Genomic DNA, 16,961 nt, shown 5'->3' on the forward strand with positions numbered 1-16,961 from the left:
ACTATGCCACAATCATTAGTCAAAAATTACATTCATATCATTTATTCAACAAAAAACAGGCAATCCCTTATTGACAAAGAAATTCAAAATGAATTATATGCTTATATTGGCGGTATATGTAAAAATTTGGAGTGCCATCCTATCATTGTCGGAGGGCATAAAGATCACGTTCATATACTTTGCCTCCTATCCAGAAAAATTGCTTTGATGAAACTGTTAGAGGAAACTAAGGCTCACTCTTCCAAATGGATGAAAACAAAAGGAAAACGATACGCTAATTTTTACTGGCAAAACGGGTATGGTGCATTTTCAATTAATCCAACGGAAATTGAAGTTGTTAGAAATTACATTATCAACCAGGACGAACATCATACAAAGAAGACTTTCCAGGAGGAGTATCGGATGTTTTTAAAGAAATACGATGTGGAATATGATGAAAGGTATGTTTGGGACTGAGTTGCTTCCAATGATTACGCCCCTTCAGGGCTTTGCTACGGGAATGTATCTTTATCGCAGGGCTTTGCCCTCCGCTATTGATACCGCTCCTTTGGAGCTTTGTCATAAAATTATCGGTTTGTTTTAGTAATACTTATGAATATAGATAGCTGCCAGAAAAGGGACCTGATGTGGTATCCCTATATCTACCAGGTGACCGGGGCGTATTAATTATGTCTGAAAAGGTAGAACACACCCACCTGAAATCCCCGGTTGTAAGAAATGACCGAACTGTTTTTATTGATGTCAGAAAGCCCCAGGTTATACCGGGCATCAACTCCGAAGTTAGAGCCAGGATTAATATAACCCATGCCGAGACCAGCTCCTACATCAATCGTTTCAAAGTCATCTTTGTGGTTGAATTCAGCATTTGTCACTTCGGTTTTTGCGTTTACCAAAAAACCAATCTGAGGACCAGCCTGAAGCCTGAAGCCATTATCAAACATGTATTGTAGTAATACGGGTACATTGATGTAATTCAGGTTTAAGCGCATTTTAGAACCACCGGGTTCAAATTCCGATCCCTGGGTAGACAAAACAACTTCGGGCTGAATAGCAAATTGATCATTTAAGTGAATATGACTGATCAAACCCAGGTGAATACCCACAATAGCTTTGCCCGTGTTACTGTTTTCATTGACAAGGTTGTACAAATTCAGGCCACCTTTAATCCCTATATTTGAACGCTGAGCCTTTACAGTAGTCGTAACCATGATGGCTGCTGCGATAAGAATAATTTGGAAGAGTTTCATATGCATATGTTAGTTTTTTTTGGCTCAGGAGGCCTATCCCTTATTTTAAGGAACAGAGGCTTAGCCGAACCAAAGGTGAGCGTTCTCACCGTCTAAAATGTTACACAGAACCTCCAATATTTTACATATGTAATGGGCGAGAAACCGACATCTAATGTGACTTTTCAGAAAATCGGGATTGATAGCAATAAAAAGAGTATCTCCATGCTCTGAAATCAATAACCATTTAAATCCAATATATAATGGAACAAAAGAAAAATGAATCACATGATCTGGAAGGAAAGCGACCACTTTTCTTCAACATCGGTTTGGTAGTAGCACTATCAGTAGTCATTGTAGCCTTTAATTGGAAAGGGGAAATTGAAGGAATGGATCTGGACGCGCCTGCGGATGAGTTTGAAGACATCTTTGAGGTGCCGATCACAAAAATACCTGAGCCAAAACCTCCAAAACCCAAACCAATGCCCCCTAAGCCAAAGGTCAAAAATCCTCAATCCGTACTCGTAGTGGATGAACTTCCGGAATCTGTAAAAGAAGAAGTGTCGGTGGACCTGGATCCGGACCTGGATGTACTAGTGGATATTATAGAAGGTCCTCCTGAAGAAATTGTAGACGAGACAATGGTATTCGTAGAAACCATGCCTTCATTTCCGGGAGGAGTAGATGCTTTCTACAAGTATGTATCCAAAAATATTACTTATCCTGATATGGCCAGGAAGTTAAACATCTCCGGTAAAGTCTTTGTGGAGTTTGTCATCGATAAGGATGGCTCTATAACTGATGTGAAAGTAGTAAAAGGGCTGGGTGCAGGCTGCGACGAGGTAGCAGCAGAGGTGCTGAAAAACTCACCCAGGTGGAATCCAGGCAAGCAACGTGGACGAGAAGTAAAGGTGCGCATGGTACTGCCTATTACTTTTAGGCTTCACTGATATTTAGCCATACTTCCAATGCCAATAGCTACCCACTCGTGGACATAGCTATTGGCATTGTTGTTTTGCATTTTAGCTGAACCTTTCAGCTGCCAGGGGTTTTTCATACCACACCATTCAATACCTAACCACTTTTTACTAGATTGTCCCCTCCATAGAAACACCTGTGGTAAACAATGAACCAGATAGCCGGCTCTTCTTTCCAAAAACATCGGTTTGTATTTGATTTCCCGGTCTTTGACCAGGGAGATAATCCCGCTTACCACATTCCACCTCTTGCCGAAGGAGGCAGCGCTCGTCAGCTTTACCCGGAAGACATCTCCATCAACCAGGCCGTCTTTTTGATCCCGGAGGCTAACAAGTCACACCTGGTCACCATCGTTCAGCAGTGCGGAGGCATGCCTTTGGCAGAGGGGCAGACGATCCTTTTCTGTGACTGTGACAGTGATCCCGGCAGGCTTTGCCCGCATGAGATCGAGGCGCTGAATGCATTGATGGGTGAGGAGCTGCAGCTTTTCTTCAACTCGTCTCTGCGTAACGACCGGATGCGACGGATAGCTGCTGACTATGGGCTGGAAAAAGAAAAAGACCTGGATCCGCATTTCCAGGTGGAGCTCGTTCGTGGCAAGGCGCGTATTTCACCGAAAAAGGCCGGACTAATCCCCATCACCAGGGAAAGCCTTGGCGAGCTACAGGAGCAGATCCTTCCAAACAGTCTTTCCAAACCTCCGGAAGTCGTCAGCACTGGCGGTGATAATCTCATTGTACTCAAACACCATAAATACTACAAATACCTGGTAGTGGATCTGCATCAGGCTCAGCAGACCAAAGACGGGAAACTGAAAAATCCGATCGGGCAGGTCAATGCACAGGAGCGCTTCTGGAATGCTACCGACCCGGAGGAGCTTAAGTTCCTGATGGGACTTGTTCGCTTTCAGCGGCGCTCAGAAGAAGCATTGTCCATCCAGGAGCTCACGGCTTTGAGGGCCATCATCCGGAATCCGCTCCGTTATCCCATTTATTACCACCTCCCGGATGTTTCCGAAAAGGTGACAGCAACGTCTCTGCGACTGGTCCAGGTGAGTATCCTTGATGGTGAGGTAACTCTGGATGTATCCAAAACAGATGAAGTGTATGAGCTGAAGGCCAAAGTCTCACGCGGTAAAAAGAACTATGACCTGAAAGACATCCCGGTGCATTACGGCTGTTTCCTGGAGATCGACAGCACCTTTTACCTGGTGGACAATCCTGCCTCGCTTGGACTGATCAGCATGTTTCGCAAGAAGGAGGGAAGTATTACCGTTTATGCGTCTCGTTTTCAGGAGTTTAAGGCACACTTTCTGGAGCGAATAGACGATAAGGTACCGGTGACTTATAATTACCTGCCGGAGGCCAGCGCTGAACAGCTGCAACTGATTGATAATCAAACAGAAAAGCTCATTTACCTCTCGGATTTTGGGCAGCATGTGATGATCGTTCCTGTAGTACGCTATGGTGAGTCCGAGATCTCTGTTCGCACAAAGCAGCAGGTGTATGTAACTGACGACAAGGGGGAGTCCTTTTTCGTCAGACGAAACAAAGAGCTTGAAATTGCCATGCTTTCACTGGTATCGCGTCAGCATCCGGATTTTCAAGATCAGTTGGAAAACAGCCTCGATCACTTTTACCTGCATAAGCGGGACTTTCTGGATGACACCTGGTTTTTAAATGTCTTTGAAGAATGGGAAAATCACGGGATCACCGTGCTGGGTTTCAATGAGATCCCGGGGAATAAATTCAATCCGCAGAAAGGAGAAGTAGACATTAAGGTCTTAAGCGGCTTCAACTGGTTCAATGCCAAAATAGCCGTGAAATTTGGCAAGAAAAAAGCCTCCCTGAAGCAGCTGCATATTGCCGTTAAGAACCGAAATAAATACATCCGGCTGGGTGACGGGACCATTGGCATCCTGCCACAGGAATGGGTCGATAAGTTTTCGGATTACTTCAATGCCGCAGAGATCATCGACGATGATACGCTGGGTATCCCAAAAGTCAACTTTGAATCCATCGAGCAGCTGTTTGAAGACAGGATGCTGGATGAATCTGTGCTCCAGGAGCTGCAGCTTTACCGAAAGAAAATCAATGATTTCAGCGCTATAGAAGAAGCGGAAGTTCCGAAGGAGCTTAACGGCACCTTAAGACCTTACCAAAGGGAAGGTCTTAGCTGGCTCAATTTCCTCGACGACTTCAACTTTGGCGGATGCCTGGCCGATGATATGGGACTCGGTAAGTCCGTTCAGCTTATCGCATTTCTCCTGCTCCAGCAAAAGAAAGTCGGCAAGAACACGAACCTGCTGGTGGTGCCTACCACTTTGATGTTTAACTGGCGGGCAGAGCTCGCAAAGTTTGCGCCCGCGCTGAAAGTCCATAGCCAGCACGGACCGGACCGGCAAAAAACCACCTCCGGTTTTGATGAGCATCAGGTGATCCTGATCTCTTATAACAACCTGCTCACGGATATCAATTTCCTCAAAGACTATGCGTTTAACTACGTGATCCTGGACGAGTCCCAGCAGATTAAGAATCCTGAATCACAACGTTACAAAGCCGCGCGTCTTCTGAAGTCCCGTAATAAGCTGGTTGTAACGGGTACACCGGTGGAAAACAACACGTTTGACCTTTACAGTCAGTTTTCGTTTGCCTGTCCGGGGTTGCTGGGGAGCAAGCAGTTTTTCAAAGAGCTGTATTCGGTGCCCATTGACCGGTTCAAAGACGATCGTCGAGCTAAAGAGCTTCAGCGAAAGATCAAGCCATTTCTGCTTCGAAGGACCAAAGAGCAGGTAGCGAGCGAACTACCGCAAAAGACCGAGATGGTGCTGTACTGCGAGATGAAGGAGGAGCAGCGAAAGATCTATGATGCTCATGAGAAGGAATTTCGAGACTTTCTGGAAGCTACTCCAGTTGATAACGTGGATAAGCAGACCATGTACGTGCTACGTGGATTAACCAAGTTACGCCAGATCTGCAACTCTCCGCGACTGATCGATGATCGCGAGGTGGAAGGCATGGGATTGGCCGCCAAGTTGGAAGTGTTGCTGGAGCAGATCGAGGACAACGCCCCACACCACAAGATGCTGGTTTTTTCGCAGTTTGTTACCATGCTGGAGCTCATCAAAGCTGAGCTTGAGAAGCGGAATATCGGCTATACCATACTCACCGGAAGCACCCGGGACCGGGAAGCGGTGGTGAATGCATTTCAGTCCAGGGATGAGAAACGGGTATTTCTGATCAGCCTGAAAGCAGGAGGGACCGGCCTCAACCTGGTGGAAGCCAGCTATGTGTACCTGGTAGACCCCTGGTGGAATCCTGCTGTAGAGGATCAGGCGATAGACCGGGTACATCGGATCGGGCAGCAAAAAAACGTTACCGCCATCCGCATGATCTGCCCGGACACGGTAGAGGAGAAGATCATGCAGCTTCAGGCTGCCAAGAAAGCGCTGGCAGGTGGGCTCGTTACATCAGATAATGGATTTTTTAAGTCACTTTCCAGGAAAGACCTGTTGGGGTTGTTGCGGTGATTTTTTTTCCGGTGATATCTGTCAGACGCGTTTAGTCGCTGTTGTCACCATAAGCCTTTTAGGGTAAGAACCCGCCCTTTTAGCCGCTGTTGGTGCCTGCCTGCCGCAGGCGGGTTGTCACCATCAGCTTCCTAATACTCCAGGTTCTCTTTGGGTGATTTCCCTTCTCTTTCCTTTGCTATACGGCTGTGGTTTTGTCCTTCATCTAATAAATCTCAATAATACCATAATGATCCGATCCCGACAAACTCAGAATATCCTCCTTGTGTCGAATCAAAAGATCCATAATGAATTGATTACTTTGATTTCCGGTGCGAAGAAGAACAATCTGAGGTGGAAATCCTTTAACCATAAGCAGATCAAGGAAATCTTCGTCATTCGTGACAATCAGGAAGTTATTTTGATAAGCCCATTGCCAAATCTCATGATCTTTTGCTGGTACTTCGAGACCAATATTGTCAACGTGTTTTACCTCATCAAAATGATGTGCGAGATCCCTACAAAGCCTCCAGGAAAGGTTGGCATCAAGCAGTAATTTCATTTCAGGCGCTAACCATTTTAATCATATCTTCACGATTAGCAGCAAAATAGAGTGCTGCCTGTATATGCTCTTTTTTAATGGATGGATAGTCTTTCAGGATTTCCTTTTCTGTCATGCCAGAAGCCAACCATTGTAAAATGTCCATAATGGCAATGCGTGTTCCTTTAATACAAGGTTTGCCAAAGCGTATTTCCGGATTGATACTTATGTACTGCAGATAATCTTTCATGGTATAATTACAAATTTAAGGCTTTTTATTATTTGAATTTTCGCACTGTTGGTGCCTGCCTGCCGCAGGCGGGTTGTCACCAACAGCTTTTAAACCCCGCCCTTAGTCATTGGATGACTCTTTCCTTTAGCGCTATAGTCATCCGATGACTTTCAAAAGGTTTACCATGCCACACCTGAACACAAAGCTTCAGCTGGTTTGAGCCAGCAGTTCAAGCGCTTCATCGATACTTCTTACCTGAATGGTTTGCATGCTCTTCTGATTTGCATTGATTTTTGCTACGTGCCGGGCGGATATCCTGGATAATGCCGCCATCGGCAAAACAACGAAGAAATACCTGATCCCAATTTCCGAACATTTTGGAGCTACTGTGCTTTCGATGAATTCCTGAACCTCTTTCTTGAAAACATTCTTAGCTTTGCTTGTATCGACTATCCAGGTGGTTATCCCGTTTTCCTCAGCATACGACAGCCCAATATCATAGATACAGGATTTAAAGCTTTCTAAAGACACCAACAAATCCGTCCACGTATCGATCATCCCATTGATGTCGGTATCATGTTCACCGATCATTTTACCCGGAATACTGTATACCTGCGTTTTCATTTCGGTCAAATTTTAAGTTTTAACCCGGATTATTCATTAGAAGTCTTTGCATGATTTCAGCTTAATAAATATACGAAATTATAATCCAATTTCCGGGTTTGAATATATAATGGTGTTTGCCGGATATCAGATTGTTCCATACCGCTATTTAGTACAACCTAATCTTCTGTAGATCATATTGTTAAGTGAAAAATACCTAAAAGTGGGTATTGGATATTCTTTACTCAAAGGATATCTTGTAATAAAAAAATTCAGATTAAGAACTACTGCACTTTAACCACACCTACTTATGCAAACCATTAACTACTCCTATCGTGCCCTCCGGAGGGCTATTGGTATCCTTGGAATTGCCCTTCCCATCCTGCTGATCATCGGGAACCAATTCTACGTGGAAGGATCAATTAGCTATTACTACTATACAAAAATGAGCACGGTCTTTACGGGAGTACTTATCAGCTTCGCGCTTATTTTAGTTACCTATCGGGGTACCGAATCTTCGCCAGGAAAACCTAGTGAAAATGTCCTTACAAACGCTGGAGGAGCATTTGCGTTGATTGTGGCACTTGTTCCCACTAAGTTTCAAGGTACTTCGTTGCCAGAGATCTTTTATGTCCATAATGATTCCATTAGGGGATGGATCCACAATGTTTCGGCCGTGCTTTTTCTTTTCTTAATGGGATTGGTTGTGCTTTTAAAATTTGCAAATGCCCCTTATTTCAGGATGTTTTACAAAGTAACGGGGATGCTGGTAATGGTCGGATTGGCGTTTGCCATTTTTGCATTTTTTCAGGGCTATGAAACCGGGGTTTTCTGGGGGGAGACGGTGGCCTTATGGGCATTTGGGCTAGCCTGGCTCAGGAGAGGGATCCGGAAGAAATGAGTCACGAATAGATGGTTGGTTCGGAAGTGTTTTGAGCAAAGGACTGCTCTTGTTCACAAATCCTTTCTTTCAATCACTTATCTATATCATCCAACACGGACAAGCTTATATAAGAGCGATGTGTGAGGATAATGATACAATCTATTACCATTTAGTTACCTTTAACCTAAATTATGCTCTAATGCATAATTTACCATAAGGGTCAGATGATCCCATGAGATATCTGACTTGTCTGGGTTTTAATCTAAAAAGTTAATTAAGCTAATGAGTGAGCACTCTAACCAAGGCGGTAAGGCCGCAGTAGTCATTGTAATCCTGGTATTAGTTCTGGCTGGACTGGCAGGCGGATGGTATTGGTTCATGTATAAGCCTGAACAAGAGGCAAAAGAAAAAGCACGTCTGGAGCAAATTGCAAAAGAAGAGGCTGAGAAAAAAGCAAAGGAAATAGCCGAACAGAACAAAGCTAAATATGACCAGTTGATCAAAGATGCCGATGTGGAATTTGAACAGGAGAACTGGCAAGCAGCACAGTCCCTGTACACTGAAGCATCATCCCTCTTTCCAAACGAACAATACCCTAAGGACCAATTGGCATTAGTCAATGCAAAACTGGATGAAATAGCAGCACGAGAGGCTAGAAGAGCAGCTGGAATAGTTGAAAAAGTTTCTTTGCGTACCGGACGTTTTTACATTATCGTATCCAGTAGTATAGATGATGATCTGGCGATGGATTATGCAAGCAAACTGGCTAAAGAAGGTAATAATGTCAAAATCATTGAGCATGATGCTCCTAATCATTTTTATTATCGGGTGTCACTTGGTGATTATGATACCAGGGAGCAAGCGGAGGCCGCTTTAACATCATTTAGTGTCTATGGAAACGGGGTTTGGGTATTGGAGTATTAATTCTCACCGGGAATCAAAATAAAGCCACCTCATCTTTTCTCCTCAATACTCCTAATTGAGTTTAGGAGAAAAATCCAATGAAATGTAACACCCACCAATACGGCTATATGGAAGAGTTCATGAGCACCTAAATAGCCCCGAAAAATGACCGGATATCCAATCCAGTCGATAATGGCCCCAACTGTATAGGCAATCCCACCATAGGCTAAGTACTTGACGGATATGGCATTCTTTAATCTCCAAATCCCTATAATAGATACCAACCCCAGCCATCCAAACGCAATAAATACTGTATGGGTCATGTAAGCGGGCAGCTCATCAAAATAGATGGTTCCAAAGGTGATGCCCAGGGTGGCGATTGTTGAAGCAAGAATGATAACCCCCCACTTCATTAACCCTGAAAACAGCACTTCATGCGCAGCGATTAATGTCCCTGCAATCAGTAAAAAAATCCCTGCATGGTCAAGTATCCTCAACACATATCGGGCAGTAGTCTCCCTTTGCAGCAGGTGGTACACACCACTCATAGAAAGCAGGAAAATACATGAAAACCCAAAAATCAATATCGGAACCGGATGTCTTCTGCCCATTCCGTCTTTTTTGAATAGTTTGACCACAAGAACAGCTACCGCCACGGCTCCAAGTAAGTGACTCCAGGAATCAATTGGTTCCTCAAAACCGATCATTGATTGTGTTTCCATACTAATATGAATAACCTGCTATGAAATTAATATAAATAAAATTGTCATGTGAGGATTCAATGTCGTTTAGTTAAGGAACTTTTTGACGCTCTCCCTTGCCCTCTCTTGAGAGGGATAAAATGGACTTAATTAAACGACATTGTATGAGGACTAGTGTAGGGATTGCAAAGAAAGTAAACTAACTATTCATGCCATCACTCAACTTTTTGCTTTATAAAACAGGGGTTTTCATCAACTAGTGATGGCATGAATTAGTGGGCCTATTTAAGAATCATGACACTAGCCCTATGTCAAGTTATGACGAATGATCATTGTGGGGTATGGGTTTGATACAAATATTCCCCCTTTTCTTTTCAAAGGGGGCTGATGGGGGTTATATAAAATTCATCAAACCCATACCCCTTTTGCTGCTTAATTATAACTTGACAAAGAACTAGTAAAAGTCTCAGGAAATATTAGCATTACGAAATTCTTAAGAAGGAACAGCTAATTGAATAGGGATTTGGTGGCCCTATTTATCATCAAAAAAGCCACCCGGTTTATTGTGGGTGGCTTTTTGATAGTAAGCGAAGATCCGCATTAATCTATTGGACTTTGGTAATGGTATTAGCATCCAGAATGACCGCTGTTTGAGCCAGAGCGCGTCCATTGATGGAAGCTCCGGATAAGAAGGTAATTCCGGTCATGGAGAGGATATTCCCTTCAAAGTGAGAGGTGGACCCAAGAGTCGCTTCACCGGCCACCTGCCAGAAAATATTCTTAGCCTGTGCACCACCTTCCAGGGTGATGGCTACCGCTGCACTTTGCGCCAGGTCACCAGCAATTTGGAAGATCCAAACATCATCAACTCCACCTGAAAGCGTCAAATTTGTGGGTATTGTAACCGTACTTGTCCATCGATACAGGCCGGCAGTCAGCGTCATGCCTCCGATGTTTCCGGTACCAAGTTCCAGGAAGTCCGGAGAAGGCCTTCCGGCAGCATCATTGTAGGCAGTAATCATGTTATTTACAGCCGTTGTAAGCGTAGCAGGAGTGGGGTTTGCCATATCTGCAGCATATACCTCTCCTGTCACCTGTGATGAGGTAGCATAACCTGTAAAATCAACCAAAGCAAAACCGGTAATGTATGAGGTGGCAGCAGGACTTAGTCCTAAATGACCCGTGATCGTCGAAGTTGAGCTGTTGTTGATTGCAGTTTTTGCAAGGATCACATAATTATCCGAACCACCAAGTTCCACAACGCCTAACACTTCAGAAGAGCCGCCTGTGGTAAAGTCCCAGGTCGTATTGTGTGCCAGAGCTGTTCCGTCAAGGTTCTTTGCACCATTTGTGATGGTTGCCGAATAGGTTGTGCTGGCAGCAAGATTACTATTTGGTGTAAAGGTAGCAGTGGTTCCGTCATAGGTTACTGCTCCCGCTAGCAATGTTGTGCCTTGTTTAACCGTAAACGTATTGGTGTTTATGGTGGACGAATCCATGACCACATCAAAAACGATAATTACCGACTTATCCCTGGAGATATCGGTTGCATCACTGGCAGGATCCGTTGAAGCAATAGTAGGCGGCACCATAGGATCCGGATCTTTATCAGCATCCTTACTGCAGCCGGTATTGAATATAATTAAAAGTGAGAGCATAATAAATGCCATCAGTCCTTTTTGAATTTTCATAATTTGTTTATTTAAAATGTGTAATTGTTACAACCACAAAGGTCATATGCTTCACTTACCTAAGCATTACACACTAAAAAGAAAGAGTTACATCTATCACTTAAAAATGACTGATATTCAGGCGTTTACGATCAGGAAGGTCCTTCGGTAGGGGTGGAGATACCTGGTCGACTGTGCACGAGTCTGTGCTCACCGTCAGGGTCAGTAGCGGAATAGCAACTGGCTTATTTTAGCTTTACAGCATTATAGCCGAGTATTCTTTGAATGCTCACAACCTGCCTGCAGGTATATGTTTTGGCATAGCCATTCCATTGGAAAAGTTCCAACTGAAGACTAACCTCGCTTTAGGGGGCTCGTATCACCGGAATATCCACCGGAGGCTGAGTAGTCTTTTGTCAAGTAGCGACTAAGCGGTAATGGAGCAGGTTTGTTGAATTTCTCTATATGAAATTCACATTCGGGAGAGCACAGGACGGTTTTTAAAATAAGGCATCGTATGTTCAGGGATATTATCGATATAAACCCTGGCTGCAATGAGCATTAGCATAAAACTGGAAAGAATTTTGATGATCTGCCTGGTATTCCTGGGATTGAGCACCGTTGCGCATTCTCAAAGTACGGATCAGGTAGACCTTGGTTGGCTAGGAGGTGAGGCACCCGGCTCTTCCACAGGAGTGAGCTGGGGCGTCCCCTTCGCAAAAGGCAAAATACAGCCAGGCGACCAATACAGGCTCACCGATCAGGATGGAGGCCAATTGCCGCTCCAAACATGGCCTTTGGCTTTTTGGCCGGATGGGTCAGTGAAATGGGCCGGGTTTAGTACAGTCACCAGCGGTAAGGAGACGACCAGATTTACCCTCAGCACCAAACAGACAGGGACACAGGATCCGATCAGGCAACTGGATGCTACCGAAAATGAAAAGAGTATCCGGATCAATACCGGCGCTGTTTCGTGTGAAATTCCGAAATCAGGGAATGCGATCCTGTCATCGATCCGGATCGGAGAAGAGGTGATCTCGTCCGGAGGAAGGCTTGTTTGCATCTTGCAAAATGGCCCTGATGTTGAGTTTGGTGCTCAACCGCCACGGGAGCGATTCATAGGTCAGCTTGACAAAGTAACCCTTGAGCAAAACGGGCCGGTGAGAGCGGTCGTCAAACTCGAAGGCAGGCACGTGTCTGATCAACGAAAATGGTTGCCTTTTGTGGTTCGGTTATATTTTTATGTAGACCAGCCGACGATCAAAATGATCCATACCATCATCTATGATGGCGATCAGTATCAGGATTTCATTGCTGGTCTCGGAGTGATTTTTGATGTCCCGATGAATGAGGAAGTTCAGAATAGACATGTCCGTTTTTCTGGTGAAGATCAGGGCTTTTGGGATGAACCAGTTAAGCCCTTAGTGGGTCGTCGAAGGATTACCGATAAGGAGGGTAAAAATCCGTATCCGGACCAGGTAGTCGGCGAGCGTGTACCCAATCGAGCAGCATTTTCGCCAAGGGATCAGGGATTGATCGATGATTTCGCTGCATGGAACGACTACAAGCTGTATCAGGGTAATGCCGATGGCTTTACGATCAGGAAAAGAACCAATACTGCAAGTGCCTGGATAGATGCCGGGGCAGGGGGACGTTCACGAGGGTTGGTATTTGCAGGCGATGTGTCGGGTGGCCTTTCCGTAGCGGTCAAAGATTTTTGGCAGTCCGTTCCTTCATCCCTGGAAGTCAGAAATGCCCGGACAGATCTCGCTGAAGTACGTGCCTGGTTTTGGTCACCGGATGGCCAGGCCATGGATCTGCGGCCCTATGACACGCTGGCCTATGGTCATGGATTGGAAGCAAGCTATGAGGATGTTCAGCCCGGTTTTAGCACACCTCACGGAGTAGCCAGAACAAGCGAAATCCTGCTATTCGCCTCCCCGGACGTTCCCACCCTTGAAAAACTGCATCAGATCAATGAACAGGCTATAGCACCGCCCCTGATCACCGCTTCACCGGAGTACATGCACGAAGTATCAGCTCTGGGTATCTGGAGTCTGCCGGATCGAAGCTCCAGGGGTAAGGCCTGGATTGAAGACCAGTTAGACAATGCCATCGAATATTACAAAAAAGAGATTGATGCTCGAAATTGGTATGGCTTCTGGGATTACGGTGATGTGATGCATGCCTATGACGAAACCAGGCACGTTTGGCGATACGATATTGGCGGGTATGCCTGGGACAATACCGAGCTCATGCCCAACATGTGGCTTTGGACTTCTTACCTCCGGACGGGTCGGAAAGATATCTTTCGAATGGCTGAGGCTATGACGCGTCACAACTCAGAGGTGGACGTCTACCACCTGGGCCGGTTCAACGGACTGGGGTCACGCCACAATGTGAGACACTGGGGGGATGGCTCCAAAGAAGTAAGGGTTGCGCAGGCCGCGCTTAACCGGTATTATTATTACCTGACCACCGATGAGCGCACAGGAGATCTGATGGAAGCCAGTGTAGAGGCATCCAATGAGGCCCTTGGTAATCTGGATCCCTTGAGAATGGTGCTTGATGAGACCGATTTCAAGACACGTGTCAGGTTAGGACCCGATTGGCTGGCGCTTGCCGGCAACTGGATGACAGCCTGGGAACGAACCGGAGATACTAAGTACCGCGAAAAGATTATGACGGGTGTCAATAACTTCTCTGAAATGCCGCAGGGCTTCTTTACCGGTTTTGCATATGGGTATGATCCGGATTCACACGAATTATTTAAAATTGACGGGACGGAAATGGGATACTCACATTTGGCGGTCTTGATGGGGGGACCGGAGGTGGCCTATGAGCTGACGGATTTGCTCGCGGATCAGACATGGAATAAGTTATGGCTACAGTATTGTCAATTTTACGGGGCCACTGACAAAGAAATAAAGAAGGAATTTGGACAAGAAGTAAAGCTCGGAGATCCGGGACCATGGTATGCCCGACTCCCAGCGTACTATGCCTATGCTAAAGGAGATCAGGCTTACGCAAAAAAGGCCTGGGGTTATTTCCTTGGATCCAATGAAAAACCACGGCGTACCACCTTCGATATGAAGCCGGTCACCGGACATGAGAGTTTGGAGCCTATAGTGGAAGTAGAAAATGTTTCTACGAACCACACCGCTCAGTGGTGCCTCAATGCCATTGAATTATTGGAATTAGTAGGTGACCAGATTCCTGATGACCATGTCGTGTTTACTGAATAACAAACGATCCGGGATACCATGAGACAAAAAAACAAACTTATAAACAGGCGTCGTGCTTTGGAATTGGGCAATAAAATGGTGTTGGGTGCAGCCATTGGATTGCAAACAATACCTTACACCCTGATGGCAGGTTGTAGACAAAGACAGCGTGTGTTTAATGTGATGGATTTTGGAGCTACAGGTAATGGTGCCACGCTGGATACGCTGCCTATTCAAAAGGCGATTGATGCCGCTGCGGAAATAGGGTTAGGTTCCCGGGTGATAGTGAAATCAGGTTACAAATATTTGATAGGCACTTTGGAACTCAAAGGAAATATTGATTTTCATTTGGAGGGAGATGCGGAGTTGTTGGTCAGCGCCAACCCTTCGGATTATTCCGGTCGGGCTGCTATTGTCGCCGATGGCGCTGATAGCTTGACTATCAGTGGAACCGGGAGCATCAATGGTCGGGCCATGGAATTTATGAGTCACTATGATACCGTAGATGAATGGTGGCGACCTAAAAAATGGCGACCAAGATTGTTTATGCTAACGGCCTGCAACCATTTGGCAATACATGATATTTCTATCTACAAGGCACCGAGCTGGAGTTTACACCTGTTGGGATGTGAAGATGTCACCATTGATAATATTAAAATTCGAAATGACCTGGATGTTCCTAATTGTGATGGCATAGATCCGGATCATTGCCGCAATGTCCGCATCAGCAATTGCCATATTGTGTGCGGTGATGACGCCATCGTCATTAAGACCACACGACAGGAAAAAAATTATGGACCGTCATCCGATATTTTGGTCACTGATTGTGTCCTTGAAACTCAGGATTCAGGACTAAAAATTGGCACAGAAACCACACAGGATATTTATAATATTGAATTTAGGGATTGCAAAATTTTAACCAGCTGCCGCGGACTTACTATTCAGTTGCGCGATGAAGGAAATGTTAGCGATATTTCTTTCAAAAATATTTCATTCGTATCCAGATATCATTCAGATCCCTGGTGGGGCCGGGGCGAGGCTATTTCATTGACGGCCTATCCCAGAACAACTGATACCAAATTGGGATCGATAACCGGTATTTCTTTTGAGAATATATCCGGGAAATCAGAAAACAGCGCCAGGATCAATGGATCAAAGGAAAGTAGGATCAGGGACGTTCATCTGAATAACGTAAACCTGACGCTCAGTCGACATACCAACTATAAGGGAGGGCTTTTTGACAACAGACCGACAAAAGTTTACCCTGAAATCGAGCAGCATCATAATCCCGGGTTTCACCTCCGGTTTGTGGACCAAATTATCCTGAATAACTGCAGTGTAAAATGGGGGAGTAATCTTCCCGAATACTACACTCATGCCTTGGAGGCAGAAGATGTCACAGGTTTGGAAATGAACAATTTTAAGGGAATTTCTGCTCACCCGGATCGATTTGAAGACATTAATATATTTTGAAATGAGCATGATGCCGGGACGCGTAGTCTCAACCTACGCGGTCCGACCCAAATATTGAGAATACCGGGCCGCGCAGGCCAACCTGCCTCTGCCGAAAGTGGCTACTGCAGGCAGGCCGGGTATGCCTAGCCGGCCGCAATCAAAGGGTTGAAGCAAATAGCTAATTTCACAACTTTGAACACATGAAATGAGCATAAGCCTGATGGCATACCAACTGAGAATGAATAAAACTATAGCCAATGACCAACAGCTAAAAGCCAATAGTCAAAGGCCAATGGTCATAGTCAATAGCCAAATTATATCCACATGAATATTCGAAATATGTATGACTTAGTTTTCCTTTCGGTTTGCTTTTTGACTGCCTGTCAAAGCAGTACAGACCAGGGAGCGTTAATTTACAAAGATGATTTTGACCAATCGCTGGACAACTGGGTAATAGAGGGGCCTTCCTCACCCAATTCTTCCATTGGCATTGTTGACGACAAATTGGTTGTTGATGTGGATGCGGGCGCCACCATCTGGCTGGATAAAAAGTTATCAGCTCCCTTTACTATCGAGTATAAGCGCACGGTGGTTCTGGACGATGGCAAGAATGACAGGGTATCCGATCTCAATCAGTTTTGGATGGCTACTGATCCGCGAAACGAAAATTTATTTACCAGGAGTGGCGTTTTCGAGCAATACGATTCACTGTCACTATACTATGTAGGAGTGGGGGGTAATACAAATACCACCACGCGTTTCAGAAAATATACCGGGGACGGAAACCGCGTACTTTTAGAGGATTTGACTGACAAGGAAGATCTCCTGGAGCCAAACAAAGAGTACACCATCAAAATAACGGTGGCAGATGGTACGTCGAAGTACTATATGGATGATCGTTTAATTTTTTCTTATGAAGACCCACAGCCATTAACCGTTGGCTATTTTGGTTTCAGAACTACCCAGTCCAGACAGGTCATAGATGATTTTCGGATTTACAAACAGAACCAGTAGCCAGAGCAAAACGAATTTTTCAT

Annotated in this window: 14 protein-coding genes; 8 read left to right on the forward strand and 6 right to left on the reverse strand. The window is 45.1% G+C overall.

The window, feature by feature from the left end; genetic code table 11:
• Nucleotides 1–3 precede the first annotated feature (3 nt).
• Nucleotides 4–456 carry an IS200/IS605 family transposase gene (tnpA, locus tag AC3E9V_RS12280; RefSeq protein WP_488753496.1) on the forward strand — a complete coding sequence of 151 codons (453 nt, stop codon included), beginning with the start codon at nt 4–6 and terminating at the stop codon, nt 454–456.
• A gap of 206 nt (nt 457–662) precedes the next feature.
• Here tnpA and AC3E9V_RS12285 read toward each other — a convergent pair whose 3' ends face one another.
• Nucleotides 663–1,247, reverse strand: coding sequence for a porin family protein (locus tag AC3E9V_RS12285; RefSeq protein ID WP_488753497.1), 585 nt, complete (start codon nt 1,245–1,247; stop codon nt 663–665).
• 242 nt (nt 1,248–1,489) lie between these two features.
• On the opposite strand from AC3E9V_RS12285, the gene AC3E9V_RS12290 reads away from it, so the two are divergent.
• Complete coding sequence (locus AC3E9V_RS12290) at nt 1,490–2,176, forward strand: energy transducer TonB (protein ID WP_488753498.1); 687 nt, start codon at nt 1,490–1,492, stop codon at nt 2,174–2,176.
• 176 nt (nt 2,177–2,352) lie between these two features.
• Nucleotides 2,353–5,733 carry a DEAD/DEAH box helicase gene (locus AC3E9V_RS12295; protein ID WP_488753499.1) on the forward strand — a complete coding sequence of 1,127 codons (3,381 nt, stop codon included), beginning with the start codon at nt 2,353–2,355 and terminating at the stop codon, nt 5,731–5,733.
• Nucleotides 5,734–5,938: 205 nt separating this feature from the next.
• Here the strand turns inward: AC3E9V_RS12295 and AC3E9V_RS12300 are convergent, their stop codons facing one another.
• The 3 genes from AC3E9V_RS12300 to AC3E9V_RS12310 form a co-directional block, all read right to left on the reverse strand.
• Nucleotides 5,939–6,274: a DUF5615 family PIN-like protein gene (locus tag AC3E9V_RS12300; RefSeq protein WP_488753500.1), complete on the reverse strand. Its 336-nt coding sequence runs from the start codon at nt 6,272–6,274 to the stop codon at nt 5,939–5,941.
• 1 nt (nt 6,275) lies between these two features.
• Nucleotides 6,276–6,503, reverse strand: coding sequence for a DUF433 domain-containing protein (locus AC3E9V_RS12305; RefSeq protein WP_488753501.1), 228 nt, complete (start codon nt 6,501–6,503; stop codon nt 6,276–6,278).
• Between the two features lie 189 nt (nt 6,504–6,692).
• On the reverse strand, nt 6,693–7,109 hold the full coding sequence (locus AC3E9V_RS12310) for a hypothetical protein (RefSeq protein ID WP_488753502.1): 417 nt from the start codon (nt 7,107–7,109) through the stop codon (nt 6,693–6,695).
• A gap of 289 nt (nt 7,110–7,398) precedes the next feature.
• Between AC3E9V_RS12310 and AC3E9V_RS12315 the strand changes: the two genes are divergently transcribed.
• On the forward strand, nt 7,399–7,989 hold the full coding sequence (locus tag AC3E9V_RS12315; RefSeq protein WP_488753503.1) for a DUF7103 family protein: 591 nt from the start codon (nt 7,399–7,401) through the stop codon (nt 7,987–7,989).
• Nucleotides 7,990–8,253: 264 nt separating this feature from the next.
• A complete protein-coding gene (locus AC3E9V_RS12320) occupies nt 8,254–8,895 on the forward strand; it encodes an SPOR domain-containing protein (protein WP_488753504.1) in 642 nt (213 codons plus the stop codon).
• 29 nt (nt 8,896–8,924) lie between these two features.
• On the opposite strand, the gene trhA is transcribed toward AC3E9V_RS12320, so the two are convergent.
• Together trhA and AC3E9V_RS12330 are read right to left on the reverse strand one after the other, a co-directional pair.
• Nucleotides 8,925–9,596: a PAQR family membrane homeostasis protein TrhA gene (trhA, locus tag AC3E9V_RS12325; protein WP_488753505.1), complete on the reverse strand. Its 672-nt coding sequence runs from the start codon at nt 9,594–9,596 to the stop codon at nt 8,925–8,927.
• A 584-nt stretch (nt 9,597–10,180) separates the two neighbouring features.
• Nucleotides 10,181–11,266 carry an ice-binding family protein gene (locus AC3E9V_RS12330; RefSeq protein ID WP_488753506.1) on the reverse strand — a complete coding sequence of 362 codons (1,086 nt, stop codon included), beginning with the start codon at nt 11,264–11,266 and terminating at the stop codon, nt 10,181–10,183.
• Nucleotides 11,267–11,799: 533 nt separating this feature from the next.
• Here AC3E9V_RS12330 and AC3E9V_RS12335 point away from each other — a divergent pair.
• From AC3E9V_RS12335 to AC3E9V_RS12345, 3 genes are all read left to right on the forward strand, one after another.
• Nucleotides 11,800–14,490: an exo-rhamnogalacturonan lyase family protein gene (locus tag AC3E9V_RS12335; protein ID WP_488753507.1), complete on the forward strand. Its 2,691-nt coding sequence runs from the start codon at nt 11,800–11,802 to the stop codon at nt 14,488–14,490.
• Between the two features lie 18 nt (nt 14,491–14,508).
• Entirely contained in the window at nt 14,509–15,942 is a 1,434-nt protein-coding gene (locus AC3E9V_RS12340; protein WP_488753508.1) for a glycoside hydrolase family 28 protein, read from the forward strand.
• 306 nt (nt 15,943–16,248) lie between these two features.
• A complete protein-coding gene (locus tag AC3E9V_RS12345) occupies nt 16,249–16,938 on the forward strand; it encodes a DUF6250 domain-containing protein (RefSeq protein ID WP_488753509.1) in 690 nt (229 codons plus the stop codon).
• Nucleotides 16,939–16,961 lie beyond the last annotated feature (23 nt).

This window comes from Marinoscillum sp. HNIBRBA16962 (assembly GCF_057801515.1).